The 26,106-nt window shown below is 34.7% G+C and carries 24 protein-coding genes; 11 read left to right on the top strand and 13 right to left on the bottom strand.

The window, feature by feature from the left end; all coding sequences use genetic code 11:
- Window positions 1-164: 164 nt before the first annotated feature.
- Both BLW74_RS21540 and BLW74_RS21535 read right to left on the bottom strand, forming a co-directional pair.
- Window positions 165-1,241, bottom strand: coding sequence for an AlbA family DNA-binding domain-containing protein (locus BLW74_RS21540; protein ID WP_089696777.1), 1,077 nt, complete (start codon window positions 1,239-1,241; stop codon window positions 165-167).
- Window positions 1,238-3,781, bottom strand: coding sequence for a sacsin N-terminal ATP-binding-like domain-containing protein (locus tag BLW74_RS21535; protein ID WP_089696774.1), 2,544 nt, complete (start codon window positions 3,779-3,781; stop codon window positions 1,238-1,240). The genes BLW74_RS21540 and BLW74_RS21535 overlap by 4 nt, the downstream gene beginning before the upstream one ends.
- 218 nt (window positions 3,782-3,999) lie before the next feature.
- Here BLW74_RS21535 and BLW74_RS21530 point away from each other — a divergent pair, with 218 nt between their 5' ends.
- The 11 genes from BLW74_RS21530 to BLW74_RS21480 are packed head-to-tail and all read left to right on the top strand — an operon-like array spanning window position 4,000 to window position 12,980.
- Complete coding sequence (locus BLW74_RS21530; protein ID WP_089696771.1) at window positions 4,000-4,305, top strand: DUF4134 domain-containing protein; 306 nt, start codon at window positions 4,000-4,002, stop codon at window positions 4,303-4,305.
- Window positions 4,306-4,316: 11 nt separating this feature from the next.
- A complete protein-coding gene (locus BLW74_RS21525) occupies window positions 4,317-4,643 on the top strand; it encodes a DUF4133 domain-containing protein (protein ID WP_089696768.1) in 327 nt (108 codons plus the stop codon).
- Window position 4,644: 1 nt separating this feature from the next.
- Window positions 4,645-7,155, top strand: a complete 2,511-nt coding sequence (locus BLW74_RS21520; RefSeq protein WP_089696765.1) for a TraG family conjugative transposon ATPase — start codon at window positions 4,645-4,647, stop codon at window positions 7,153-7,155.
- A 21-nt stretch (window positions 7,156-7,176) separates the two neighbouring features.
- Entirely contained in the window at window positions 7,177-7,809 is a 633-nt protein-coding gene (locus BLW74_RS21515; protein ID WP_089696762.1) for a DUF4141 domain-containing protein, read from the top strand.
- Between the two features lies 1 nt (window position 7,810).
- Window positions 7,811-8,803, top strand: coding sequence for a conjugative transposon protein TraJ (gene traJ / locus BLW74_RS21510; RefSeq protein WP_089696802.1), 993 nt, complete (start codon window positions 7,811-7,813; stop codon window positions 8,801-8,803).
- Window positions 8,804-8,818: 15 nt separating this feature from the next.
- Window positions 8,819-9,442, top strand: a complete 624-nt coding sequence (traK, locus tag BLW74_RS21505) for a conjugative transposon protein TraK (RefSeq protein WP_039372685.1) — start codon at window positions 8,819-8,821, stop codon at window positions 9,440-9,442.
- Between the two features lie 10 nt (window positions 9,443-9,452).
- Window positions 9,453-9,731: a hypothetical protein gene (locus BLW74_RS21500; protein WP_139265776.1), complete on the top strand. Its 279-nt coding sequence runs from the start codon at window positions 9,453-9,455 to the stop codon at window positions 9,729-9,731.
- Entirely contained in the window at window positions 9,728-11,035 is a 1,308-nt protein-coding gene (gene traM, locus BLW74_RS21495; protein WP_089696756.1) for a conjugative transposon protein TraM, read from the top strand. Before BLW74_RS21500 ends, traM begins: the two co-directional genes overlap by 4 nt.
- Window positions 11,036-11,052: 17 nt before the next feature.
- Window positions 11,053-11,952 (top strand): conjugative transposon protein TraN, encoded by a 900-nt coding sequence (gene traN / locus BLW74_RS21490; protein WP_089696753.1) that lies wholly within the window; start codon window positions 11,053-11,055, stop codon window positions 11,950-11,952.
- 1 nt (window position 11,953) lies between these two features.
- Complete coding sequence (locus tag BLW74_RS21485) at window positions 11,954-12,508, top strand: conjugal transfer protein TraO (RefSeq protein ID WP_089696750.1); 555 nt, start codon at window positions 11,954-11,956, stop codon at window positions 12,506-12,508.
- A 13-nt stretch (window positions 12,509-12,521) separates the two neighbouring features.
- Window positions 12,522-12,980 (top strand): DUF3872 domain-containing protein, encoded by a 459-nt coding sequence (locus BLW74_RS21480; protein ID WP_089696746.1) that lies wholly within the window; start codon window positions 12,522-12,524, stop codon window positions 12,978-12,980.
- 264 nt (window positions 12,981-13,244) lie between these two features.
- On the opposite strand, the gene BLW74_RS21475 is transcribed toward BLW74_RS21480, so the two are convergent.
- The 11 genes from BLW74_RS21475 to BLW74_RS21420 all read right to left on the bottom strand — a co-directional run bounded on the left by BLW74_RS21475 (window position 13,245) and on the right by BLW74_RS21420 (window position 26,087).
- Window positions 13,245-13,688: a JAB domain-containing protein gene (locus BLW74_RS21475; RefSeq protein ID WP_089696743.1), complete on the bottom strand. Its 444-nt coding sequence runs from the start codon at window positions 13,686-13,688 to the stop codon at window positions 13,245-13,247.
- A 62-nt stretch (window positions 13,689-13,750) separates the two neighbouring features.
- Complete coding sequence (locus BLW74_RS21470; RefSeq protein ID WP_089696740.1) at window positions 13,751-14,824, bottom strand: DUF932 domain-containing protein; 1,074 nt, start codon at window positions 14,822-14,824, stop codon at window positions 13,751-13,753.
- 41 nt (window positions 14,825-14,865) lie between these two features.
- Window positions 14,866-15,276, bottom strand: a complete 411-nt coding sequence (locus BLW74_RS21465) for a single-stranded DNA-binding protein (protein ID WP_089696800.1) — start codon at window positions 15,274-15,276, stop codon at window positions 14,866-14,868.
- Between the two features lie 792 nt (window positions 15,277-16,068).
- Window positions 16,069-18,636 (bottom strand): TonB-dependent receptor, encoded by a 2,568-nt coding sequence (locus tag BLW74_RS21455; protein ID WP_089696735.1) that lies wholly within the window; start codon window positions 18,634-18,636, stop codon window positions 16,069-16,071.
- A 298-nt stretch (window positions 18,637-18,934) separates the two neighbouring features.
- Window positions 18,935-19,981 carry an NAD(P)-dependent alcohol dehydrogenase gene (locus BLW74_RS21450; RefSeq protein WP_089696732.1) on the bottom strand — a complete coding sequence of 349 codons (1,047 nt, stop codon included), beginning with the start codon at window positions 19,979-19,981 and terminating at the stop codon, window positions 18,935-18,937.
- A 142-nt stretch (window positions 19,982-20,123) separates the two neighbouring features.
- Window positions 20,124-20,969, bottom strand: coding sequence for an aldo/keto reductase (locus BLW74_RS21445; RefSeq protein WP_089696729.1), 846 nt, complete (start codon window positions 20,967-20,969; stop codon window positions 20,124-20,126).
- A gap of 11 nt (window positions 20,970-20,980) precedes the next feature.
- Window positions 20,981-22,261, bottom strand: coding sequence for a cupin domain-containing carboxymuconolactone decarboxylase family protein (locus BLW74_RS21440; RefSeq protein ID WP_228425008.1), 1,281 nt, complete (start codon window positions 22,259-22,261; stop codon window positions 20,981-20,983).
- 128 nt (window positions 22,262-22,389) lie between these two features.
- Window positions 22,390-23,988: a Na+/H+ antiporter gene (locus tag BLW74_RS21435; RefSeq protein ID WP_089696726.1), complete on the bottom strand. Its 1,599-nt coding sequence runs from the start codon at window positions 23,986-23,988 to the stop codon at window positions 22,390-22,392.
- A 368-nt stretch (window positions 23,989-24,356) separates the two neighbouring features.
- Window positions 24,357-24,923 carry an NAD(P)H-binding protein gene (locus tag BLW74_RS21430; protein ID WP_089696723.1) on the bottom strand — a complete coding sequence of 189 codons (567 nt, stop codon included), beginning with the start codon at window positions 24,921-24,923 and terminating at the stop codon, window positions 24,357-24,359.
- Between the two features lie 72 nt (window positions 24,924-24,995).
- Complete coding sequence (locus BLW74_RS21425) at window positions 24,996-25,487, bottom strand: nuclear transport factor 2 family protein (protein WP_228425006.1); 492 nt, start codon at window positions 25,485-25,487, stop codon at window positions 24,996-24,998.
- 3 nt (window positions 25,488-25,490) lie between these two features.
- Window positions 25,491-26,087, bottom strand: coding sequence for a flavodoxin (locus tag BLW74_RS21420; RefSeq protein WP_089696719.1), 597 nt, complete (start codon window positions 26,085-26,087; stop codon window positions 25,491-25,493).
- Window positions 26,088-26,106 lie beyond the last annotated feature (19 nt).

Raw genomic sequence — 26,106 nt, 5'->3', positions numbered from 1 at the left:
TTTGATGATCTTTTGTTGTGTTGTCATAATACTTAATCTGTTTTTAAAGTTATTCAATTTGATTGTAACTGTCAGATTAAGTATTGACTAATTCAAATAACGGTTCTTCCGCTTTGCAGAAGAATAACTTCAGTGATTTTAATATTAATAAATTTATTTCTCTTTTATAAAGTAGCTAATTGGTATTTTTCCACTGCTGCAGAATCAATTAAATCAACAATTTTCATTAAATATGATAATTCATTCAACATTTCATTAATAGAAAACTGATGTTCGTCATTCAATTCAAAACTATCAGAAAAAAACTGCAAAAATTTTTCATCAACAACACCATTCCTATGTGAATATAAATGTCTGATCTGCAATATTTTTTCAATTTCGTCCTGATTATTTTCATCTAGCACCTGAAGATCTTTAATTTGGGAATTATCTGATATAAATCCTTTAACACTGCCTCTTTGCAACTTTGCAAGTTTTTTTTTAGCCCAGTAAAGAACAAACTCTTCCATATCAGCGCAATCTAGAACTTCTTTAATACTTACTTGTTGTCCTGATTTAAGGGTTGAAGGATTTGCTAAATAAATTTCATAAAGAAGATCGGTCAAATAAATCTCAAAATTATCTGCACAGGAAGAAAACAATATTCTCATCAAAATCTTACCTTCTTTGTTTGTTGTAGGAATTGATTCTGATTCAGGATATAAAATACTTTTTAAATCGTCTACAATGTTAAAAACTCCAGAGTAATGGTCTAAAAATTTAGATTTAGCACCAGTAGAAGATTTCTTGTAATTACCCAAATCATTCATTGCTTGCGAAAGACTTTTAAGCCGGCTTATGTTTACCTCCTTTAAATCGGGATTAACAAGAACCGTTTTTGTTGCTTCTCTGCTAAAAATTTTACCTTCATAACTTACTGCAACTAGGGATTTTTGAATCTTTACAACATAGAGTCTACTCCCTTTAACAGAGATATATTGGTAATCTACTCTCGGTCTGGGAGACAAAAGGTCTAAAGCTTTATTTGTAACAGGGTTTGCATGAAAATCCTCACTTAGACCCACTATATTTATTATTCCATTAACACTGTGTACTCCTAAAATTACATATCCTCCATCTGTATTAGCAAATGAAGCAATCAATTGTGCGAGACTTCTCGCTGGGGGCAGTACTGCTTTATATTCTAATTGTTGATTTTCAGGATTACCAATAATTTTAGATATTTCGTTAACATTTATCATACTGGAAACTTTACAATTTTAGCTTTTTTAAGTATGTGTCCTAAACTTATTTTCCTTTGAAGTATTCCATCATCAACCCATAATTCTGATGGACTATAATCCAAAGTATTTCTTTCTGAGCCGTAGTAAATAATAACTTCCCCATTATATGCAGGTCTTGCAACAATTGATATTTCTTTACCATCTTTAATTATACCTGCCAAAATTGTTGTTGCTGTGGAATCATCCAAGTTATCGAGATTATAATCTTCTAAAGTTTTTAAATACTCTATAATATTTTCTTTTGCTTTCTTTATTAAGCTTTGAGCATACATAAACATTTCTCGAGAAGGGGTTGATTTATGGGAATACATTGCTGAAAGATCCCGATCTTCCATAGCCTTTTCCCATTCATCTACATTTGTAATTCCCATACTTGTAATAATATCTTCAGTTATAGGTAACAAAGACTTTTTCACTGACTTATTTTCTAATAAACTTCTAAGTTGCTCCATATCTTCTACACTATATCTTTTTAACAATGCAAAGATTTCCTTTGTATTATCCAGATTATTAAAAATTTTAGGATCTTCTTCCATTGCTTCCACAACCTTTGATAATTGGGACAAATCCGTACTACTTCGCATAACTTTATAAAGACTTTCTTTATCTTCGATAGTATTCATAAAAAGCTCGGCCCGTTTTTTATAAATCTCTCCAAATAATTCACGACCTTCTTTAGGATTATTATCAAACCATTCGGATAGTATAGTTATCGCTTCTATAAAGTCAGGATTACTATTATTGGTATCTTTTAACTGCTCAACAATCTTCCTGGCAATGTCTTCTTTAGTTTTAGTATTATACTCCCCAAAAGTAATACTATTATGTAATAAAATATTATTCCAATCCACTCCCAATAATTTTAGAATAAGGATAAGATCCTCATCATCTATTTCATCCAAAAAAAGGTTTGATTTAAGAACAAACTTTTTATTAACATTTGGAATCAAAGCTTTTTTTTGGAACAATGATAGGTTTGATTCTTCACTCATTAAAAACTCACCTACCTCATTAAGCCAGGTAAATGTTGTTGGTTCATCATAATCCAAACTTCTAGATAGTTCCTTAATTGATGTAGAATTTGAAATATCATCAACAAGAACCGTATAAGTGATTCTTTGTATATCTTCCCATATAACTTTTAACCAATAATCCAGATCTTCTTTTCTACAAACAGCAGTTGGAAACAAATCGAAAGTATATTTCCAAAGCTTTTCTTTTATAGCTTTATTATAGGAATTTGTGGGAAACCATGTCTCATTTAACTTACCTTTAATACCATCTTCTAAATCAACAATTGATTTGGTGAACAGGAATGTTCTTAAAGGTTTCTGGATAAATGTTTTATACCAACTAGAATCAAAATATCTTTCATCAGTCTCTGGTATAGCAGTGTTAACTATATTATAAATTTGATTATAATTCTCATTTTCAACCCTGTTCATAAGTTCTTTATAAAGGTTCACTGCTCTTATAATCAACTCTTTATTCTCATTGACTTCAGGATCATTTGCACCATTTGTTAGCCATATACCATCTCTTTCTGTCTGGGGACTAAAAAAGAAACTATTGACAACAACAGGAAAATGAAAATTTTCAGTCCCAATAAGAGGAAAATCACAAAAAATTTTAGGAACATTCTCTAAACTTAAAAATTTTAGAGAACCATCCTCTTTTTTCACTGCCCTTGCAGCAATGGAAACCTCACCATCAGTAGCATATAAAACTCTTACTATCTTAGAATTCTCATTTTCAATTTTTTTAATTTTTTTAAATCCTTCTATAACTTTTTCTGTATTGATAAACTCGATATCGGAATTCTTAACATTATCAATAATTCTAACCGAATAAATTTTAGGAATAAATGCTAAAACATAAGGAATTAATTCAGTAAACTCCTTGACTCCTATTTCAGCTATACTTCTTTGTTCTTTATTTAAGGTGTATATAAATGAAGTATTAAATTCTTCTTCGTTATAGTCACTGACTTGATTATCTTCTGTGGAATCATGAAATTCTGTCCATGCAGTTTCAATTTGAGGAATCAGCAATGCCGTTGTCTTACCACTACGATTTAAAGGAAATCCAAATCGATAGAACTCCTTAGCTTCCGTTTCTACAATTCCCTTAATAAATACTTCTTTTGATAATAGATGAGTAGTCAAAAAACCAGTACCAAATCTACCGGTCTTTATGCTTATTTCTCCTTCATTAACCTCTTTTGATGAAATTTGATTTATAAGGCCTCGTATATCTTGTTCTGTAAAATGATTACCATTGTGCGAAAACTCAATCCAATCTTCACAAAACTCAATATTAACTGATACTTGCCTTTCACTATCCGCAACACTATCTTTAGCATTTTGTAATAACTCCCAAGCCCACCTACCGTGGTTGTTCTGAACTGTTTTTTCTAGATCATGAAGTCTTTTTATTATTTTGTCAGCAATAGATCTATTGCCATCTTCTTTACGACCGTCTTCAATAGATTTGATCATATAATTCTCGTATTAAGTTTTTAATGGTTGTGTACAATCGAAAAATCTTAACTGTACGTAATTAGTTTAAGCTAAAATATCATTTTTTTTTGTTAGATAAGTCACTTTGTTCCATACAATTCATCAAAAAGCCACTTAAAAGAAAGTATCTCTCTTCCGTACACCTTTGTCCCAAAGCCCATAAAGCATGGGTTTCATCATCATAAAATCTATTCATTATGAAAAGACAAAGAAAAAAAATCATGTTCACAGCATTTCTTATGCTTATTGGTTTGGGTATTAATGCCCAAGGAAATGGTTCTGCAGGAATCACCGAAGCTACGCAGATGGTTACTTCCTATTTTGATCCTGCAACGAAACTGATCTACGCCATTGGTGCGGTGGTCGGCTTGATTGGTGGGGTTAAGGTTTACAACAAATTCAGCAGTGGCGATCCTGATACCAGCAAAACCGCAGCCAGCTGGTTTGGAGCCTGTATCTTTTTAATAGTTGCAGCTACCATCCTACGTTCATTCTTCCTTTAAAATCATTGATGATGAATACCTATCATATCAACAAGGGAATAGGAAGAACGGTTGAGTTCAAAGGATTGAAAGCACAGTACCTGTTCATTTTTGCAGGAGGATTATTGGGAATACTCGTATTTATCATGATCATGTATATGGCTGGTGTCAATACCTATATCTGCTTACTTCTTGGAGGAACTACTGCTGGTCTTCTCATTTGGAAGACCTTTTCTCTCAACAGAAAATATGGAGAACATGGATTAATGAAATTGGGAGCAAAAAAGAAGCATCCAAGGTACATCATCAGCCGAAAATCCATTTTCAGGTATATCAAGGTACACTCTAAAAAACTGTAGCATGAGAAATCAATCCAAAGTGGCAACGTTGGAAAGCAGATTTCCACTGCTGGCTGTCGAAGAGAATTGCATTATTTCAAAAGATGCTGATGTTACGGTTTGTTTCAAGGTAAGGCTTCCCGAATTATTTACTGCTGCATCAGCTGAGTATGAAGCGATCCATTCGGCTTGGTTCAAAGCCATAAAGACTTTACCTGATTACAGTATTGTTCATAAACAGGACTGGTTTATCAAAGAGAATTACCGCCCTGATTTATCCAATGACGATCAAAGCTTTTTATCAAAGTCTTTTGAGAGACACTTTAATGAAAGACCTTTTCTTAATCATTACTGCTACCTCTTTATTACGAAGACTACGAAGGAAAGAATGAGGATGCAGAGTAATTTCTCAACACTTTGCAAAGGAGTCTTGATTCCAAAAGAAATCAGGGATAAGGAAGTGATGAGTCGATTTATGGAAGCGGTTGATCAGTTTGAAAGAATCATGAACGACAGCGGATCTATTTTCTTAGAAAAGATGACCACCGATGAAATTACAGGAACTGAAAAACAATCAGGTCTTCTTGAACAATATCTGACCTTGTCTAGAGAAATCAACCCTTCTCTTCAGGATCTGAACTTAGGAGCAGAAGAAATGCGTATTGGTAACAACCGCATCAGCATGCACATTCTTTCGGATACGGATGATCTTCCGAGTACAGTTTCTTCGCACAGCAGATACGAAAAGTTAAGCACTGACAGAAGCGACTGCCTGCTTTCATTTGCTTCTCCCGTAGGACTTTTACTCAATTGTAATCATATCTACAATCAGTATTTGTTTATTGATAACAGTGATGACAATCTGAACAAGTTTGAAAAATCCGCCAGAAATATGCATTCACTGGCAAGGTATAGCAGAGCCAATCAGATCAATAAGGAATGGATTGAGAAGTACCTCAACGAAGCTCATTCTTTTGGATTACAATCCATCCGTGCTCATTTTAATGTGATGTCGTGGTCTGACAATCCCCATGAATTGAAACAACTTAAGAATGACACAGGAAGTGCTTTGGCACTTATGGAATGTAAGCCGCGGCATAATACATCAGATACTGCCACATTATACTGGGCGGGTATTCCCGGAAATGCCGGGGATTTTCCGAGTGAGGAAAGCTTCTATACGTTTATTGAACCTGCATTGTGTTTTTTCACTGAGGAAACCAATTATCAGAATTCACCCTCTCCGTTTGGGATCAAAATGGCTGATAGGCTGACGGGAAAACCTATTCACCTGGATATTTCAGATCTTCCGATGAAGCAGGGAATCATCACCAATCGAAATAAGTTCATTTTAGGACCTTCGGGAAGTGGAAAGTCTTTCTTTACCAACCATATGGTAAGACAGTATTATGAACAGGGAGCTCATGTTTTGTTAGTCGATACCGGAAATTCTTATCAAGGGTTATGTGAACTGATCAAAGGGAAAACAAAGGGTGAAGATGGTGTGTATTTTACCTATACAGAAGATAATCCAATAGCCTTCAATCCATTCTATACTGATGATGGAGTTTTTGATATAGAAAAACGGGAAAGCATCAAAACACTCATTCTTACGCTATGGAAAAGAGATGACGACCCCCCTACCCGCTCCGAAGAAGTGGCATTATCCAATGCAGTTAGCGGTTATATCGAGAAGATCAAAAACCATGATCAGCATCCCTCTTTTAATGGATTCTACGAATATGTCAAAGAAGATTATCAGAAAGTGCTGGAGCAGAAAAAGGTCAGGGAAAAGGATTTTGACATTGCTAATTTTCTCAATGTTTTGGAACCGTATTACAAAGGCGGAGAATATGATTATTTACTGAATTCAGAAAAGCAATTAGATCTTCTTTCTAAGCGATTTATCGTTTTTGAAATTGATGCGATCAAAGATCATAAAATCTTGTTTCCCATTGTAACTATTATCATCATGGAAGTTTTCATTAACAAAATGCGAAGACTAAAGGGAATCAGAAAACTGATCCTGATCGAAGAAGCCTGGAAGGCAATTGCCAAAGAAGGAATGGCAGAATACATTAAATATCTCTTCAAAACTGTAAGAAAATTCTTTGGAGAAGCCATCGTCGTAACACAGGAGGTTGACGATATCATTCAGTCTCCTATCGTTAAGGAAAGCATCATCAACAATTCAGACTGTAAGATCCTTTTGGATCAGCGAAAATACATGAACAAGTTTGATGACATTCAGGCAATGCTGGGTCTTACAGACAAAGAAAAAGCGCAGGTTCTTTCCATCAATATGAATAATGATCCGAAAAGGCATTATAAGGAGGTATGGATTGGATTGGGAGGAACACACTCTGCAGTATATGCTACGGAAGTTTCCACAGAAGAATATCTGGCTTATACCACAGAAGAAACGGAGAAAATGGAAGTTATGCAGCTGGCTTCTGAACTTGATGGCAATGTAGAACATGCCATCAAGAGGATTTCCCTTAGGAGAATCAAATCGAATACAAAAGAAACTTAAATCATTTAAAATTTTACAACAATGAAAAATCTAATCATTACAAGCGTTATGGCTATTGTATTAGCTATAACATCATTTGCAAAAGCACAATTTGTGGTTACGGACCCGGCTAATCTGGCTTCAGGAATACTCAACTCTGCTAATGAAATCGTACAGACCTCATCGACCGTTTCGAATGTAGTTAAGAATTTCAATGAAGTTAAAAAGGTGTATGAACAGGGTAAGGAATATTATGACAAATTAAAAGCAGTTAATAATCTGGTGAAAGATGCCCGCAAAGTTCAGCAGACTGTTTTATTGGTGGGTGACGTTTCAGAAATGTATGTCAATAATTTCGGAAAGATGCTGAATGATCCCAATTTCAATGCACAGGAATTAACAGCAATAGCCAATGGTTATTCAACACTATTGAACGAAAGCACTGAACTGCTTAAAGAACTAAAACAGATTGTCACTTCTACCAATCTATCATTGAATGATAAGGAAAGAATGGAAATCATTGACAGAGTATATAAAGAGGTGAAAGATTATCACAATCTGGTAAGATATTACACCAATAAGAATATCTCTGTGAGTTATCTGAGAGCCAAAAAGCAGAACAATACGCAAAGAGTTCTCAACCTGTATGGTACCGTTAATCAAAAATACTGGTAAGATGGAACCTACTAATTTACATGAGGTGCTTCGTTCCGTGTATGAAGAGATGATGCCGATGTGTGCTGACATGGCAGCAGTTGCAAAAGGTGTTGCTGGATTGGGAGCATTATTTTATGTGGCCTTAAAGGTTTGGCAGGCATTAAGCCGTGCCGAACCTATCGATCTCTTTCCTATGCTGAGACCGTTTGCCATCGGAATCTGTATTATGTTCTTTTCAACAATTGTTTTGGGCAGTATCAACGGAGTATTAAGTCCGGTCGTTCAAGGAAGCCACTCGATGCTGGAGGGTCAGGTATTAGACCTTAATGAGCTCCAGCAGAAAAAAGATCTACTGGAAAGAGAAGCTATGCTTCGAAATCCTGAAATGGCTTATCTCATTTCTGATGAAGAATTTGACAAAAAATTGGAAGAACTGGGATGGTCACCTTCCGATCTGGTGACGATGTCAGGAATGTATATTGAAAGGGAAATGTTTGCCATTAAGAAAGATATTCGGGATGGTTTCAGAGAGTTTCTGGAAATAGTCTTTCAGGCAGCGGCTTTGGTTATCGATACAATCAGAACTTTCTTTCTCATTGTACTTTCGATTCTTGGTCCCATCGCATTTGCCATATCGGTTTGGGATGGCTTCCAATCAACACTTACCCAATGGCTGACCAGATACATCAGTGTATATTTATGGCTTCCGGTTGCTGATATGTTCAGTGCTATCCTGGCAAAGATTCAATCCCTCATTATCGAAAGGGACATCGAAATGCTGGCAGATCCCAACTTTATTCCTGATACTTCCAATACGGTGTACATTATCTATATGATCATTGGAATCATTGGCTATTTCACTGTGCCTACCGTTACAGGCTGGATCATTCAGGCGGGCGGAGCGGGAAACTTTATGCGTAATGTTACGCAGATGGCACAAAAGTCAGGAAATGTTGCGGGTGCTACTGCGGGTGCAGCAGCAGGTAATATATCAGGACAACTCCTTAAATAATCAAAAAACAAAAAAATGGAATTTAAAACCTTAAGAAATATTGAAAATAGTTTTAAGCAAATCAGATTGTTCACTTTTGTTTTTGCCATCCTCTGTTTTGGAGTTGTCGGCATTGTTGTATACAAGTCTTACAGTTTTGCAGAAGAACAAAGACAAAAGATATATGTCCTTGACAATGGCAAATCATTGATGGTAGCCTTATCCCAGGATATGTCTATCAACAGACCCGTAGAAGCGAGAGAACATGTAAGGCGTTTTCACGAACTCTTCTTTACTGTGGCTCCGGATAAAAATGCTATTGAAAGCAATGTGAAAAGAGCTTTTAATATGGCCGATCAATCTGCATTCAATTACTATAAGGATCTCTCTGAGAAAGGATATTATAACAGGATTATCAGCGGAAATATTCAACAGCGAATTGAAATTGACAGTGTAGTAGCAGATTTTAACAACTACCCCTATGCTGTAAAGACGTATGGGAAGCAATTCATTATCCGCTCAAGTAATTTAACGATCCGAAATCTTGTTACGAACTGTCAACTGGTCAATTCTGTCAGATCAGACAGCAACCCTCAGGGGTTTACGATTGAAAAATTCAATGTCATTGAGAACAAAGATGTTGAAACTGTTAACCGGTAAAAACAGTCATATGAAAAAATTAAGAATAAGAATCGTGGAATTTGTTCAAAAAGCAGAAGGGAAATGGAAATCCTTACCTGCCAAACAACAGCGCTCTTTGACCAAGATATTTTTTACAGCGTATGCCATGTTGACTATTTTAACGGTCATTCATCTATGGTCAAAAGGTTCAAAAAATAGAACCATTCTTTCAGTTGGACATATCAATAACATTCCAAAGGAGATAAAGATGCAACATCAACCGATTGAAGACCCAGCTAATCATTCACCGTATAAAACATCACCATGAAAGATACAGGTACTATTAAAATCACCGAAGGAAGTAGCCATTCCTCAGACGAAAATGAACCTTTGGATCGTAAGCCAAAGTGGGAAAAACTTAAAAAGTCGATCATTTACTTTTTAATGTTTATCGCGTGTATGGGATGCTTTTATCTGATTTTTAAACCAAAAGAAGATAAAAAAGTGATTGAAGAGGCAGGTTTAAATACTGAAGTGCCACAAGCCGCAGATGACAAATTACAATCAGATAAGCAGAAAGCGTATGAGCTAGATTTACTGGAACAGAAAAATGAAGAAAAAAGAAATGCAATGACAAGCCTGTCAGATTATTGGAGTGAATCAAATGGTTCGAATCAGCTAACTACTCTATCTCCGGAATCTTATAACAATGCCCAAGCACCTCAAACAGCAGACCAGAATGCTTTGAACAGCTACCGCAATGCACAACAAACATTGGGTTCATTTTACAGCAGAGATGAGCATGAGGTTACTCAATTAAAAAGGGAAATTAACAGGCTTAAGAATGAAATTTCACAAAAGGATGCCGTTCCGAGTGCGGGAGAAATTAATGATCAGTTAGAATTGATGGAAAAGTCTTATCAGATGGCTGCAAAATATCTGCCTGCACCGAAACAGCAGGAAGAGCCTGAGCTAAAGAAAACTTCTGAGGCAAAACCTGAAGAAAACAAAATCAAAATAACGGCAGTACATCTTCAAAAACGCAACGTCGTATCCAGCTTGTATCGAGAACCCTCAGACAGTACTTTTTTAGCATCCATCAGTCATAACCGATTTTCGGGGTTACAGAATGAACAGGAAAATACTGTATCGCAAAATCACAGCAGTATCCATGCTGTAATACATGAAACCATGACATTGGTAAATGAAAGTATTGTACCCTTACGGCTAACACAAGGTTTGCTCCTTGGAAAGATAACCGTTCCTTCAGGTACGGTGTTAAAAGCAGCAGGAAAGCTTCAGGGAGGAAGGCTGTTATTAAAAATTTTAAGCATTGAATACAAAGGAATCATTACCCCTGTCGAGATTAATATTCATGATAATGATGGGCAGTTGGGGCTTTACATTCCCTATTCTTCAGAACAGACTGCTATTAATGATATAGCATCCAACATGAGCCAGAATTCCGGAACCAATATTATGATGACCCAATCGGCAGGACAACAGGTTGCTGCGGATCTCACCAGAGGTCTGGTTCAGGGAGTTTCTGGATACTTTCAAAAGAAGGTAAGACAACCTAAAGTTACTGTTAAGGCAGGGCATCAGGTGCTTTTAGTTTCAAAAAATAATTAACCTTTAAATTAAAATTAATGAAAATACGATTTAATATATTTTTCTCAGTTCTGTTACTACTCTTCGGTATCTACAGATTAGCAGCTCAGGAGAATTCAGGTTTCGCATCGCTATCAGAAGCTAAACTGGAACCTTATAAGATGGAAGTTACATACAATAAAACAACACATTTATTATTTCCATCCCCCATACGATACGTTGATTTGGGAAGCGAAAACTTGATTGCCAATAAGGCGGAGGATGTAGCGAATGTTCTCAGAATAAAGTCTTCAGTAAGAGATTTCGAGGAAGAAACGAACTTTTCGGTCATTACTCAGGATGGTAAGTTTTACAATTTTGATGTTTTTTACAGTTCTTATCCCGACACTCTTAATTATGACCTTCTGAAATTACAGCGAAATCAGGAAAAAGAATACTCAACAGATGTTCTGTTTGAAGAACTTAAAGGAGAATCTTCATCATTGACTGAGCTTTTGATAAGAACCTTGTACCAGCTTCCTAAAAGAACAGTAAAGCATATTGGTTCAAAAAGTTTTGGAATTCAGTTTCTGTTAAAATCTCTGTATGTCCATGAAGGAAAGTTTTATTTTATTTTTCAAATTAAAAACAAGAGTAATGTTTCCTTTGACGTTGATTTTGTCACATTCAAAATCACCGACAAAAAGAATCTGAAAAGGACAGCCGTTCAGGATAAAGTATTGTCACCCCTTCGTACTTATTCTCCTAACCCTACCGTAAACTACCAATCCGATGGTGAATTCCTTTATCTTATGGATCAGTTTACGCTTTTAGAAGATCAAATAGTAGAGATTGAATTGATGGAAAAAGATGGCGGACGACATCAGAAAATCCAGTTAGAGAATTCAGACTTAATCAGTGCCAAGGTTGTCAATGACATTCAATTAAAACTAAAATAGCATGAAGAGTTTATTATCATTCATAATAGTGCTTTTTTGTGTTTATGCAGTCAAGGCACAAAGAATGTTACCGAAGCAAAAAAGTATTGGAATCAATACAGGATTGCTGTTGAAAAAGTCATCCGGAAACTATTTCGTCAATACCGATTTTATTATCTATTCAAAAAAAGGGAACTATTCGATGTATTCTTTTGAATACAATAGACAGATTATTTCCTATAAAACGATTGACGTCCCTGTTGAAAACTACAGTCTTGAAGTCGGTTATAGTTTTAATTTGATTGCTGATCGCACAAAAAGCTTTTTAATCAATTCTACATTTTCTGCCAAAGGAGGATATGAGAATATAAATAAAAGTGAGACACTACTCTATGACGGAGCCGTACTCTTGAATGAATCATCATGGGTGTATGGGGGAAGTACAAAGCTGAGTGTTGAAGTCTATCTGTCAGATCGGATTGCTTTAACAGGCTTTTATAAAGCAAAAATAGTATGGAATACTTCACTTGAAAAAATAAGACCTGATGTTGGTCTTGGAATCAGATTTAACTTGTAAAATAAAAATTATTATGAAAAATTTAATCAATATCAAAAAACATTTTTTTGCCGCTATGTATCTTATCGCAACCTTATTTGCTGTCGAGCTTTGTTTTTCATCTTGTTCAGAAGATGAATTACAGGTACAGAAAAATTTTCCGTTTGAAGTGCAGGTAATGCCTGTTTCAAAATATATAGCTAACGGAGAAACGGTGGAGATCAGATGTCGCATTATTCCTGTTGGAAACTATAGTGGAACTGAATATTCCTTCCGGTATTTTCAGTTTGAGGGAAAGGGTATATTACGCTTATTCAATGAACCAGCTTTTTTACCCAATGATTCATATCTCCTGGCTGAAAAGGAATTTAGGTTATATTATACTTCTGAATCAACAGTATCTCAAAGTTTTGATATTTGGATTTCAGACAATATGGGTAATGAGCAAAAGCTGACCATACAGTTTAATCCTCAAAATGCAGGAACTGTATAGATAGAATTCAATGTAAATATAATGTATTAGGCTATTTCATCAGAAATAGCCTTTAATTTTTCTTCGCATTACAGGCTATAAGAAGTAGCCTTTCGAATAACTGTAACTTTTTGAAAAAATTTAAGTGAGAAAATTTTTATCAATACGTTACTCTTAATGAATTGCGAAAAGACGTTTCCGACCACAGGAAGGAATTGTCTTTTCGCCGAAAATTTTAAATAAACGACAATATTGAATTGTCGTTTATTTTATTAGTTAGAAATTTTATAAATATCCGTTATCGGCAAATGACAGATAATCTGTCGATGTTAAAATGCAATGATCAAGTAATTTAATATTTAAGAATTTAGATGCATTTTTAATATTATTTGTAATTTTTAAATCTTCATTAGAGGGTTTTAGATTCCCAGATGGATGATTGTGTGCTACAATTATAGATGAGGCATTACATAGAAGGGCTGTTTGCATAATTATCCGAACATCCACTATAGTTGAAGAAATTCCGGATTCAGAAATCTTTCTTATTCCTAAAACCTTACTACTCTGATTTAAATATAAAGCGAAAAAAGATTCTCTATAATCTATTTCATCAGAATCAAAATGTTGTCGAAATACCTCTACCGCATCATATGAATTACTGATTACTTTGTCAGAATTACCTTTTCGTGAATAGCTTAATTTTATTTCATTGACAATATTGAATTTCATTTGATATGCTCCTATACGGTGGAGACTTGCATTTACCGTATGTTATAATTAATACATTATTTTCAGTTCATTTTAAAAATGTCTGCTCCAAAATGAGCAACGTTTTCACAAAGTTCAAATGCTTTTTGAGACCTCATTTGAGCTGTTCCGCCCATAATAATGGATTGTAATTTGGCTTCGTCATCTTTATAGGTTTTTACATTCTGATAGAAACCTGTCACCGCATTGTAAGCACCAAATAAAGTCCCTTTCGTGGTTTCCATTTGTTGGGCATCACTCATCATTGCATAGGTAAATGCATTATCTACCGTGTTTTTAAAAACCGTAGACAATTCTTCAAAATTTCCTTTCTGAAGATGATTTAAAGTTTCTTTATTCGGACAGAGTGCCAATTGAATTAATTTTTTCATTTCAGCGTCACCAATTTTAATTTTTGCCCAATAATTAAAAGTTTCTTCTAACTGATTGCTCAGTTTATTTGCTAATCCCATGACTTTGTGAGCATCTTCCAAACGTTGTTTTGCGCCTGATGTATGTCTTATTCTTACGACGTTACTCATATTTTTTAATGAAGCATTTAAAGTATTTTGGCAAACAATACGAATAGGCGTAAATGCGGCGGTGATGCTTCCGCTTCCGTCATGTGAGGTCGTCAAAAAAATATATTTTTCTGTAATGTCCTCCCCGTTTCCGACACGGATATGATCTGGAAGTTTTGCCGTGATAAAAATTCGTTCTCCATTTCCCAAAGCTCCTGCAGTCTCGTACAGAATACCTTTTCCGCCGCCTACAATAGCATCAAAAAAAGAAAATGCTTCACGATTTTGCACGATATGATAATCTTTACCAACTACACCTAAAACCATATTATTATCTGTTCGGATATTGGCGTAATAGTTTGGAACTTCCAATTCGGAATCACTCACTTTTAGTCCATCTTGAGATTCTACTAGCCCTGCACCTTTCGTAACTAGAGGAGATTTTTCTACCTCGTAATCAAGCCCCGCAAATTTGATGGCTTCTTCACTTGTTGGATGTTCTTCTACAATCTGCCCTAAGTTGTGCCATACTTTTTCTTTTACGCTGAAAAATGAATATTTTCCTGTTCGGTCGTTGAAATTTAAATTATGTGCCATGATATTGTTATTAAAAAGTTATAAAATTATTTTTGATTGGCTTAAAATGGAAGGTCATCATCCTTATCGTTTTCACTGGATTTAGGTTGGCCAATTTCCTTATCACTTGATATGTTGGAAGGCGTAGAATTACTTTCGGTTCTTTTATTACTACTGTGTAATTTAATTTGTGATGTGTGAAAATTCAGACCTGCGTGTGCTTCACCATCTTTTCCAATCCATGCTCTTGTGTAAACTCTTCCAATAATCTCTACTAAAGTCCCTTTCGTAAGTAGCTCAGCTACTTTTGAAGAAATCCAATAGGAGCAGTCAAAGAAAGTTGTCTGTTCGATTCGCTCGCCTTGTTTGTTGCGATAATTCTCATTGGTAGCAATAGAAAAATTGACTACTTGCTTTTTGTTTGACAGGGTACGGACTTCCGCATCTCTTGTCAGTCTTCCGATAATGTTCATAACTGTTTTTTTTAGATTGTACATATTGATTTGTTCTCAATCTCTTTATCGTCCTTTCTCTGAAAACACCTTTGGGTTTCGCTACATATTTTTCAAAAGAAAAACCGGAAAAAAGAAAGCAGATAATCTTAGCGGGCAAAGGAAGAAGCCAAAAGGAAACGGAATAATTGGAGGGTACCTTTAGGGAGGAAACCGTTTATGCCGTAGTCTTTTGGATGGCAAGAGAATAGGCTGACTGCTATAACTTAGCTGCCTTTTTACCGGTTATATTTTGAAAATTTATGATGTTCATTTTAAAGCTAACATCAAATAGATACGGTTTAACAAAATCTAATAAAGATTATTTATTTCTGCTTGGTATTAAAAAAAATGAAAAATCCTTATTATTGAAAGTATCTAATTTTCACAACAATGACATAGTTATACAAGTAGAATTTATAATGGCCAAGAAAGGCGTTTGGGAATATCGCAGGTTTTGGCGATTTGTTTTAGTGATAAATAAACTTAGAGTAATTTTTTGGATTATCCGTTAGCGGGAATATCCTATATTAATTTATACCCGATTTGGTTACAACTACCCTAATTTTGGAAACATTTAATCCAAAGAAAAGTATGACCTTTACTTTGTAATTTAAAAAAGAAATCAAAGCTATACTTCTTCGTAAATATTTGGCTCTTTATGCACTTTATGGCCAACATAAGGGCTATGAAAACAATATTGCTTTGGCGAAAGTTTCTTAAAAATATACGACATCAAATTAGTAATCCACAGTATCAAACTAATTCATATTTTTATTGAAGCTGATATGTAAGCATTGTATAGTATAATCCACCAACTGCCGGACCACCAAGAAATGAATTATAGTATTTATTAGTAAGATTTGTAGCCCCCACTTTTATTTCCAGCCTAGACTTTTCAAATGAATAACTAATCTGCGCATCCAATACTCCATAAGGTTTTACATCTCCATTGACCAAAAATGACCTCCAGTAGAAGCTGTTTTGTCGCTTATAAGTCACATTAAAGCCAAGAGTTTTCCAAACATTTTCTCCTAAAAAAGAAATATTCCCAATCCATTCGGGTGTATTAAAACCATCTTCAAAACCATCTCCATTATCTGTACGACTTAGCTTTGCATAAGATACATTACCAGTTATTGAATATTTTGAATTGAGTATATAGCTAATTCCCAAGCTGGAGCCATAATTATATACAACACTTTGAGAGTTTGTGTAAATACGATAACGATCTTGAAGCGTGCGGTCGTTCAGATAATACGGTATTGATTCTGCTACCGTTGTATGTGGGACATTCATTTCAATTTGCGCTATAAAATTGTTGTAACGGTTAAAATAAAAATCGGCATCAACTTTTAAGGTACGATTAAAAAATAATCCTTTATAACCCACTTCAAAAGAATTTATTTTTTCGGGTTTTAAATAAGTATAGGTATTTTTTTGAAGTAGTCCCCGGTTATTCTGGATCGCTTCATCCAATGTAGATCCACTGTTAAAATCAGCAGTCACAGCAGCCTGAAAGCGGTCTATTGAGCTTCGTAGATAACCATTCTCGAATACACCGTCAGACATCACCCGGAGACCTCCTACACGTCTTACGCCTCCACTGTTGACATTACTAAAGGCTTCGAATATGCTTGGAAAACGAGAACCACTCTGAAAGGAAAAACGAATACTTTGTCTATTAGAAGGAGTCAAAACTGCCGCAAATCTAGGGTTATACTTCATATTAAAATAATCATTTTTGTCAACCCGCATTGTGGCAGACAGTTTCAGAAGCCCATCAAACAGGTTTTTACCAGCTTGCACAAAACCACCTGTCTTACCATAGGTTAATGAAGAATATGGGTCGGCTGCAGTTGGATTTATAAAATAATTACCATCAGGTTTGATAATGTACGATTGATAATCTACACCTGCAAGAAGTTGTAAACCTGTGTTACTTTCAAAATCAGGACTTATAGTTTTTGAAATATTTACCTGTCCTTCCCCATGTATAAGCCAATCCTCAACACGCAATGCAGCACCTTCATCCCAGTTGTTTACGGCGGCTAGTTGATTCAATGCTTGTTGAAACTCAGGAGTACCCGGCTGAAGTCTGCCGAGATCTGCCGAACTCCGTGCAGCTGCAAGAGCTTGCTGTACATTCATTCCCTGTTGAGCAATGGCATTATTAAAAGCGCTTGTAAAATCACTGTACCAATTAGTATCAGATTTAAAGCGTCTGTCTAAGTTTTCGGCTGCGGAACGTAGATTGTAAGATTTTCCAGTATCTTCACTTGTAGCAAATGCACGTATTTGAAAAATTTCGTTTTTAACCTCAAAAGCGTGCTGCTGCAAAACGTAATCTTTCAATGTAAATCTGTTTGCACGTTGGTAGACATTATCCAAATCCGCAAATCGATAAGTATAAGAAATGGTTGTTTTAGGGCTAAACTTATAATAAAGTCCAATATCACCTTTGACGTTTTGTATATCATAATTTGCCACATCTTTTTCATTATAACCCGTACGGGCTATCACATAGCGCGATCCACCAAGGGTGAGAGTTCGTCTGTTTGATGATTCGTTTCCATATCCGTTAACTGCATCATAGGCAGGATTATTGATACCTCCTCCAATTCCCACTCCTAGGTTGGCATTGGGATTTAAATCGGTACGGTCATCCGCAATCCAATCATTTCCACTGGTATAAGAAAAATTAATTTTAAAGGCGAAGCGGCTTCCTATTTTTTCAGCTACACGAAATACGCTTTCATTAAATAATCGAACATCTGAATTCGTATCTCCCAAATGATTCATTCCTGTTTTTTGTTGTATGATAATGCCTGTTGAAGTAAATGGATCCTTGGTAACAAAGTTTGCCAAACCATTAATTGCATTAAGACCATAAAGAGCAGATGTTGTACCAGGTATAATTTCTACACGTTCGATATCAAGATCTGTAGGTCCCAATGCATTACCTATTGGTGCTCCAATATGAGGTGCCTGATTATCAAAACCATCAACCATTTGCGTAAATCTCACATTAGTAGTATTGGCAAAACCACGTGTATTGATAATTTTAAAGCCTAAACTTGGTGTAAGCATTTGTACACCTTTTATATTTTCAAGTCCGTCAAAGAATGATAGTGCTGCCGTATTTCTTAACTGTTTGTTGCTAATATTTTCTATGGTAACAGGAGATTTTAAAATACTTTCCTTGATACGGGATGCTGACACGACCACTTCTTCCAAAGATTGCACTGCTAGAGTATCAACTTTAACAGAATCGCTGACCTTTGTTTGAGCAAACAAAGAGGAACAGGACAAGAGCGCTATTATCTGATGATTTTTCTTCATAAAATTATCTTCAAAACCAAATTAATTTATGATGTCTATAAATTATTTAGATAGATTACAGTTTCTTACGTAAAAAATAGAATAGAAACAAACATCAATTATTATCCAATCGATCATTAGAGATATTTAAGAGTTTTTATAAGTATAATAAGCATGGCTTTAAAAGAAATCTAACTATCAAAATGAAAGTTTTCCATCATTACTATTTAATTATCTTTAACTAACAAAATTGGACAATTAATAACAAGGGTACATCAAAAATGACATACCCCTATAAAGAAAGAATTACGAATTAACTTTATAATGAAGCCATATCTATAACAAAACGATACTTAACATCACCTCTTTCCAGACGATCAAATGCAGTATTAATATCTTGAATATTAATAATTTCACTATCCGCTACAATATTATGCTCAAAGCAGAAATCTAACATTTCCTGAGTTTCAGCAATACCTCCAATATTAGATCCAGCGAACGATTTACGGCCCATAACAACATTAAAAGCTCCTATTTCTAATGGTTGCGGTGGCAAGCCAACCAACACTACTGTTCCGTCATGACGTAATAAGTTAAGATAAACATTGACGTCATGTTTCGCAGAAACAGTATCAATAATAAAGTGTAATTTATTAACATAAGCGGCCATCGCATCCTGATCCGAAGATAATACAGCCTCATCAGCGCCGAGTCTTTTAGCGTCTGATACTTTATCTGGTGAAGTAGTGAAAACAATAACTTCAGCACCCATAGCTTTTGCAATTTTTATTGCCATATGTCCAAGACCTCCTATTCCCAAAATACCAACCTTCTTTCCGGGACCAGCTCCCCAATGTTTTAATGGAGAATAAACTGTAATTCCTGCACATAACAGAGGTGCTGCAGCAGCTAGATTTTCAAAAGCAGGCATTTTTAACACATAACGTTCATTACAAACATATGATTTTGAGAATCCTCCAAAAGTGTGTCCTCCAGAAACCTTATCCTCACTATTAAAAGAAAATGTGACACCTTCTTCACAGAATTGTTCAATCCCGTCATTGCAATATTCACAATGATCACAACTATCTACAATACAACCAATACCTGCGAGATCTCCTATTTTAAAATTTTTAACATGGTCTCCTACAGCAGTGATTCTACCTAAAATCTCATGCCCAGGAACAATAGGGGCAGGATATGGCCCAAAATCCGCATGTACTTGATGTAAGTCACTATGACAAATACCGCAATACAAAATTTCCATTTCTATATCGTGAGCTTGTAGTTCTCTACGACTAATTGTTAGTTCATGCAAAGGAATCTCCGGCGATTCCGTTCCATATGCCTTGACTGTTGTACTCATTTATTTTTATTTAAGTTGTTTTATTTATTATGCATTCCTATATAATATCTTATGGCAGATATAGGCTGGTTTTTTGAATTAAGGATAAAATAATCAATGTGCTAAATATAAAAATCAGCACAATAATTTTTCATTCCTAAATCTATCTAACCATGGTGCTAAACCATTTTATAATGGCAGGATCGCGATGACTGAAGAAAAGAGAAGTTTCCGTATCAAGCCCCTTAATAGTCTCCATTTCTTTTTCAGAAAGTTCAAAATCAAAAACATCTATATTTTCAATAAGCCTTTCCTTTCTTACTGATTTTGGAATCACTACTACATCCCGCTGAATAAGCCATCGAAGTACAACTTGCGCAACCGATTTATTGTGTTTTTCACCAATTTCTATTAACACTTCATTTGAAAAAAGATTGTTTCTTCCCTCTGCAAAAGAAGCCCAACTCTCAATCTGTACTCCATTCTCTTTTAAAAATTCCTGATCTTCTAAACGCTGGAAAAAAGGGTGAGTTTCAATTTGGTTAACAGCAGGGATTATATCATTGTTTACAATTATATCCATTACTCTATCCGGGTGAAAGTTACTAACTCCAATTGCTCTTACCTTACCTTTTTTGTATAGTTCTTCGAGTGCTCTCCAAGAGCCATGAACATCTCCGTATGGTTGGTGAATAAGGTATAAATCAATGTAATCAAGCCCAAGCTTATTTAGAGAAGTCTCAAAAGCTTTTATCGTTTTTTCATATCCGTTATCTGAAATCCAAAGCTTCGTCGTAATAAATAGATTTTCTCTGTCTATACCACTTTCTTTTATAGCTGCTCCAACAGCCTCTTCATTTTGATAACCTGCAGCTGTATCAATTGAACGATATCCTACTTCAATTGCTTCTAAGACAACTTTTTTACACTCCTCGTAATCAGGAATTTGATAAACACCCAATCCTAAGATAGGCATTATAACTCCATTGTTTAATGTGACATTTTTCATTCTAATTTATTTTAATTTGCTTTGATATCAGTATTATCATTTTTTTTGTAAGGCAAAATTTCATTAAGACAATTAATTGCATTCAATGTTCTAGGATAGCCAACATACGGGAGTAGATTTGTCATAAGATTTACTAAGTCCTGTCTTGAGTTTCCTACATTTTTATTTCCTTGTATATGGCCTTTTATCTGACTTTCAGTACCTCCCAAAGAGATCAGGAATGATAAGGTGATAAGTTCCCTGGTTTTAATATCCAATCCAGATCTTGTTATATAGTCACCAAAGCAATTATCTGATAAAAATTTCTGTATGTGAATAAGATCTTCTGGTGAATTTTTATAAAGTTCTTCTATTCTGTCACCGATGACCTCTCTCTGTTTTGCATATCCTTTTTCGAATCTAGTTTCTGGATTAGTTGTAGTTTGACTTTGGAGAGGCAATTTAATATCTCTTTCTATAAAAATACCATTTGTTGCGTCCAAAAAATCCTTGACCTTTGCCTTACCAATATAAGGAACAGACTGATAAATAACCTCTTTAATCTGTACAGGAGTAACTCCGATATTTAATGCAGCGTTCACAAACATTTTAAACTCTGAAAGTGCCTGACTTCCTAAAGTCGATGCCATAATGACCATTGTACGGATTTTAACATCCATTGGATTGTTGTTTATGACTTCATCATAGGCAAAGTTTAGAAAAATTTCGGCAAGGTCTGGATCCATCTCTTTTTCATTTGAGGGATATTCTGGCCACAATTCTTCATAATTCTTTATTGCGCGAACAGACAATCTATTTTCTACTTCATAAACAGGCGCTCTAAATTTATCATATTCCGCATTAGTTACTGGCTGAAACCATTCCGTTTTATCTTGATCATAATCTGTAACAATTGCAATATGTCTCATTTTACTGTTATGTGAAGCACCATGCCAATGTCTTGCATTTTTGGGAATCTTTACGACATCCCCTTCATTCATAACCCGGATGGGTTGTCCATCTATCTGATAATATCCTGTACCTTCGATCACAAAAAGCACTTGACCACTTTTATGGCTGTGCCAATTTGTCCTTGCTCTAGGTTCAAAGGTGACGGTTCCAACATTCGAATTGTAACCGTCCTCAGGTAAAACATTCATATTTATCCATACAGTGCCGGTAAAACGATCTTTTGATGCAAGAATTCCCTTATCAGTAAATGATTTCATATCTGCGTTATATTTTAATGTTTTTTGACCCAATAGCAATTGATTCAATAAAATCAAAAATATAATGACTATCACATTTTTCATTGGTTCAATCTTAAAATTAATTACCTATGCAAAATTGCAACTCAAATCAAAATATGTACTTATATGTATTACGGTATTGTATACCAGTATTACTGTTAAATTATAAACTGAAGATAAAAATGAGTTTTTTAAATTGTTTTAAGACGTTCTTCTTCTAAATCAAATTGGTAAAGCTTACGACGTATGATTTCTTCATCTATCTCGCTTTGTTTATTTAAATTAAGAAGATATTTCCTTTGAAACTCAATGATTTCAAGGTAAATAGCTTTTCCTTCTTCATTCATCCATTGATCATCAGTAACTTTTGTTTTACTTTGTACGTGCGCAAATAAAGTTTTTAGATTATGATCATTGTCGATATTTTCTTGATAGTTATTTTGAATGTATAAGGATACTTGTTTGCTTAGTTCTGACTTAATTTTTTGATGAATACTATTTTCTTCTTCACGATTTAGTTCTTCGTCAAATAATTTTGCTTTTTTAATAAAATAGGGTAATGTAAGCCCTTGTAAAACAAGAGTTAAAAGAATGGTAACAAAAGTTACAAACAAAATCAAGTCTCTGTGTGGAAATGGGCTGCCATCATGCAAAGCTACAGGAATAGATAGAGCTGCTGCCAATGAAACAACTCCTCGCATTCCGGTCCACCCTAAAATTGCTGGCATAATCCATTGCCTTTTTCTATCAGATAAAGTAGCCATTGAATTCATTTTAAAAACTTGGGGTCTAAAAACTAATGTCATTATCAAAGCCGCATAGCTACAGAGAATTCGGGTTGCAATAATAGTAACTGTTACCAAAACACCGTACCATATTGCAGCTTCTAGAGATAATCCGGTAGAGCGTATCCCTTTCACAATTTCAGGAAGCTCAAGCCCTATCAATAGAAACACAACGCCATTAAGAATAAAGACAAAACTTTCCCAAACGCTATATCCTTTTATTCTGCTCGAACTGTTCAAAAAGACAAATCTGTTCTTTGATAAATACAGTCCTCCTGCTACAACACATAAAACTCCTGAACTGTGTGCCTTTTCTGCAATCCAATACATTATATATGGCTCTATTAGAGTGATGATAATATCTGATGGAGCATCGGTCGGAAGCCTTTTATGAATTTGGACAAAGATCCATGCTAAAATGATTCCCATTAAAGTACCTCCCAACACCATCCATAAAAAACTTCCTAATGCTTCAGTCCAAATGAACTGCCCTGTACCAATTGCGATAAGAGCAAATCTAAAAATAATAAGTGAAGAAGCATCATTGAGTAAGCTTTCACCTTCCAAAATTGTAGAAGTAGACTTTGGAATTTTTACAAATTTAGTGATTGCACCTGTACTTACAGCATCAGGAGGAGAGACTATACCTCCTAGCAAAAGCCCCAAAACTATGCTAAAACCAGGTATAAAGTAATTGCTTACCAAAGCAACAGTAAGTGCTGTAAAGAAAACTACTACAAAAGCAAAACTTGTTATTATGCGATACCATTTTTTCATTTCTTTAAATGAAATAGTCCAGCTTGCTTCAAATAATAAAGGCGGTAAAAAGATAAAGAATATCAAATCTGGATCAATTTTTACCACTGGCAATCCTGGAATAATGCTTACCCCTAAACCCGCCATCACCAATAATATTGGATATGCTACTTTTAATTTTGTGGCAAGCATGTTAAGCAATATGATAACAACAATCATTATAAGAAAAAAAGGTAGTAAGGAATGCATATAATTGGCTTTGAATTATGTGTTTAAATTAATAAATTGTTTTTTACATTCTAAGATTTTTTTCACATAAAGCTCGTAGAGAATATCTACGAGCTTATGGAAATTATTGTTATGGTGAATAACTTCTTCTCTTTACTCTAAAGTCTGCTTGTACCAAATATAACTCTATTCATTACTCTATTATAATTTTAGAAATGTTTCAACGTTATATACATGTACTTTAAAGTATTTCCAACAAAACCTAAAGATTTTTCACCTGATACTGGGAGGCTAAATACATTTCTAACGAAAAGACTTAATAACTACCATTCCGTGTTTCTTCCATATCATTTTGGACATTATCAATAATATTTTAGATTCAGTTTTAATCACAATTTGCTAATTCCTAAATTCTCATGGATATACTCATTGGAGTTGTCAATTAATTTTGCTACAAATGCAGCAATACTTTTCCTTGACAAAGCACCGCCAACTTCAGGCTCAGATTTCCGTGTAATGTGATAGTCGATTTCATTAGCATTAGTAAACCAGTCAGGTCTAAGAATTGTGTAATCTAAACCAGAATTTTCTATTATATCTGCAAGCTTACGGTAGGGCTGTAAAACAGGACGTCCTGGAATATCATATATTCCTATGGAGCTTATCGCAATAATTCTTTTCACAGCTTTTTCTTTCATAGCCTTAACAATATTATTAGTCATCACCTCCAGATTTCCTGCAAGATTGACATAAACAATATCTTGTCCAGCCACAGCACTTTGCACATCACCATAGTTCATAGCATCACCTTCTATCACGTGTGCATTACCCATATTATCAATCCTATTCTTATTTCTTGCAAAGAGAGTCAGTTCAATATTGTTTTTTTCCTGTAACGCATCAATTACGTATGATGCTAAACTTCCACTTGCCCCTATAATAAGTACTTTTTTCATATTTTTTTTTAAGTATTAAACTAAAATGTTTATTATTGTAATTATAATACCGGATTTTTTGGATAAGAAAAACTAAAATGTAGATGCTATAGATTTTAGAATTATCCATTGACCGGACCTTTTTTCTAACGATATTTTTTGTTGAAGTCTCCACATGTTCCTACTGCCCCATATTTTTGCATCAACTAAATTCTGAACAGTTACTTCCGCTTTATTGTGATCAATAATTATTTTATGCCCAACTTCTTTAGCTGAATAATATTTCATACTTTCTTTAGCTACTTCAGAAAACCATTCGGATTTAGGTTGAACATAACCTGTCATATGCGTAAGGGTATAATTCTCAGCTAGTATTTTACTCATCCCATCTATGTCTTTATTAATCATTAAATCCGCAAGCAGTCTTACCGTTTTAATAACCTTATCCTGCTCAATTTGTAGTTGATCTTCCATTATGTTAATAGATTTACTTTGTGATTGACTATTCAAAAATAATAACGTTAAAAAAGCGATTAAAAAAGATTTAACAAAGGGATATACTGTAGGTTTTTCGCGCATCATCATTAGTTACTTTAAAATTTTAATTTTATTTAACCAAATATTAACTTCCTCAGCTACAGAGTCTGCTTTTTCATTTTTCATAATAAATAAAATGCCATCGCGCTCTTTACCTCCCTCCGTAGTATAACCTTCTAAAATAGTGGATTCTGGACATATTTCATAAATCTGTCGAAAACCAGTTCCTACTCCGTATCCAGCATTGGTATTAAATGGAACAATTGTTTTACCTTTAAATGAATATTGCTTTAAAAAGGTTTTAATAGGCGGAGGCAACTGCATTCCCCATGTTGGAAACCCAACAAAGATTGTATCGTATTTATTAATATTGTCAATATTTAAGTTAATCGGAGGCAAATAGCCCCGCTCATCTTCTTCAGCAACTTGAGCGACTGTCTTTTTATAATCAGCTGGATAAGGATTTATTGGTTCTATCGGAACAATATCACCTCCTACTTTATTATGGATGATTTCCGCAACAACTTTGGTATTTTTTGTTCTCGTTAAATAAACAATAAGCATCTTTTTACGGTTAACTGGTTCTTGAGCTTTTGAAAGTGATGCAAAAGCAAAAAAAATAACTAAAGGCAACAGATAATTTTTCATATAAGAAAAAATTTCAGTT

It is taken from the genome of Chryseobacterium culicis, from assembly GCF_900108365.1.
GTDB classification, from domain to species: Bacteria; Bacteroidota; Bacteroidia; order Flavobacteriales; family Weeksellaceae; genus Chryseobacterium; species Chryseobacterium culicis.
The sequence above is the reverse complement of the archived record's forward strand: the minus strand, read 5'-3'. Positions and strand labels throughout refer to the sequence as shown.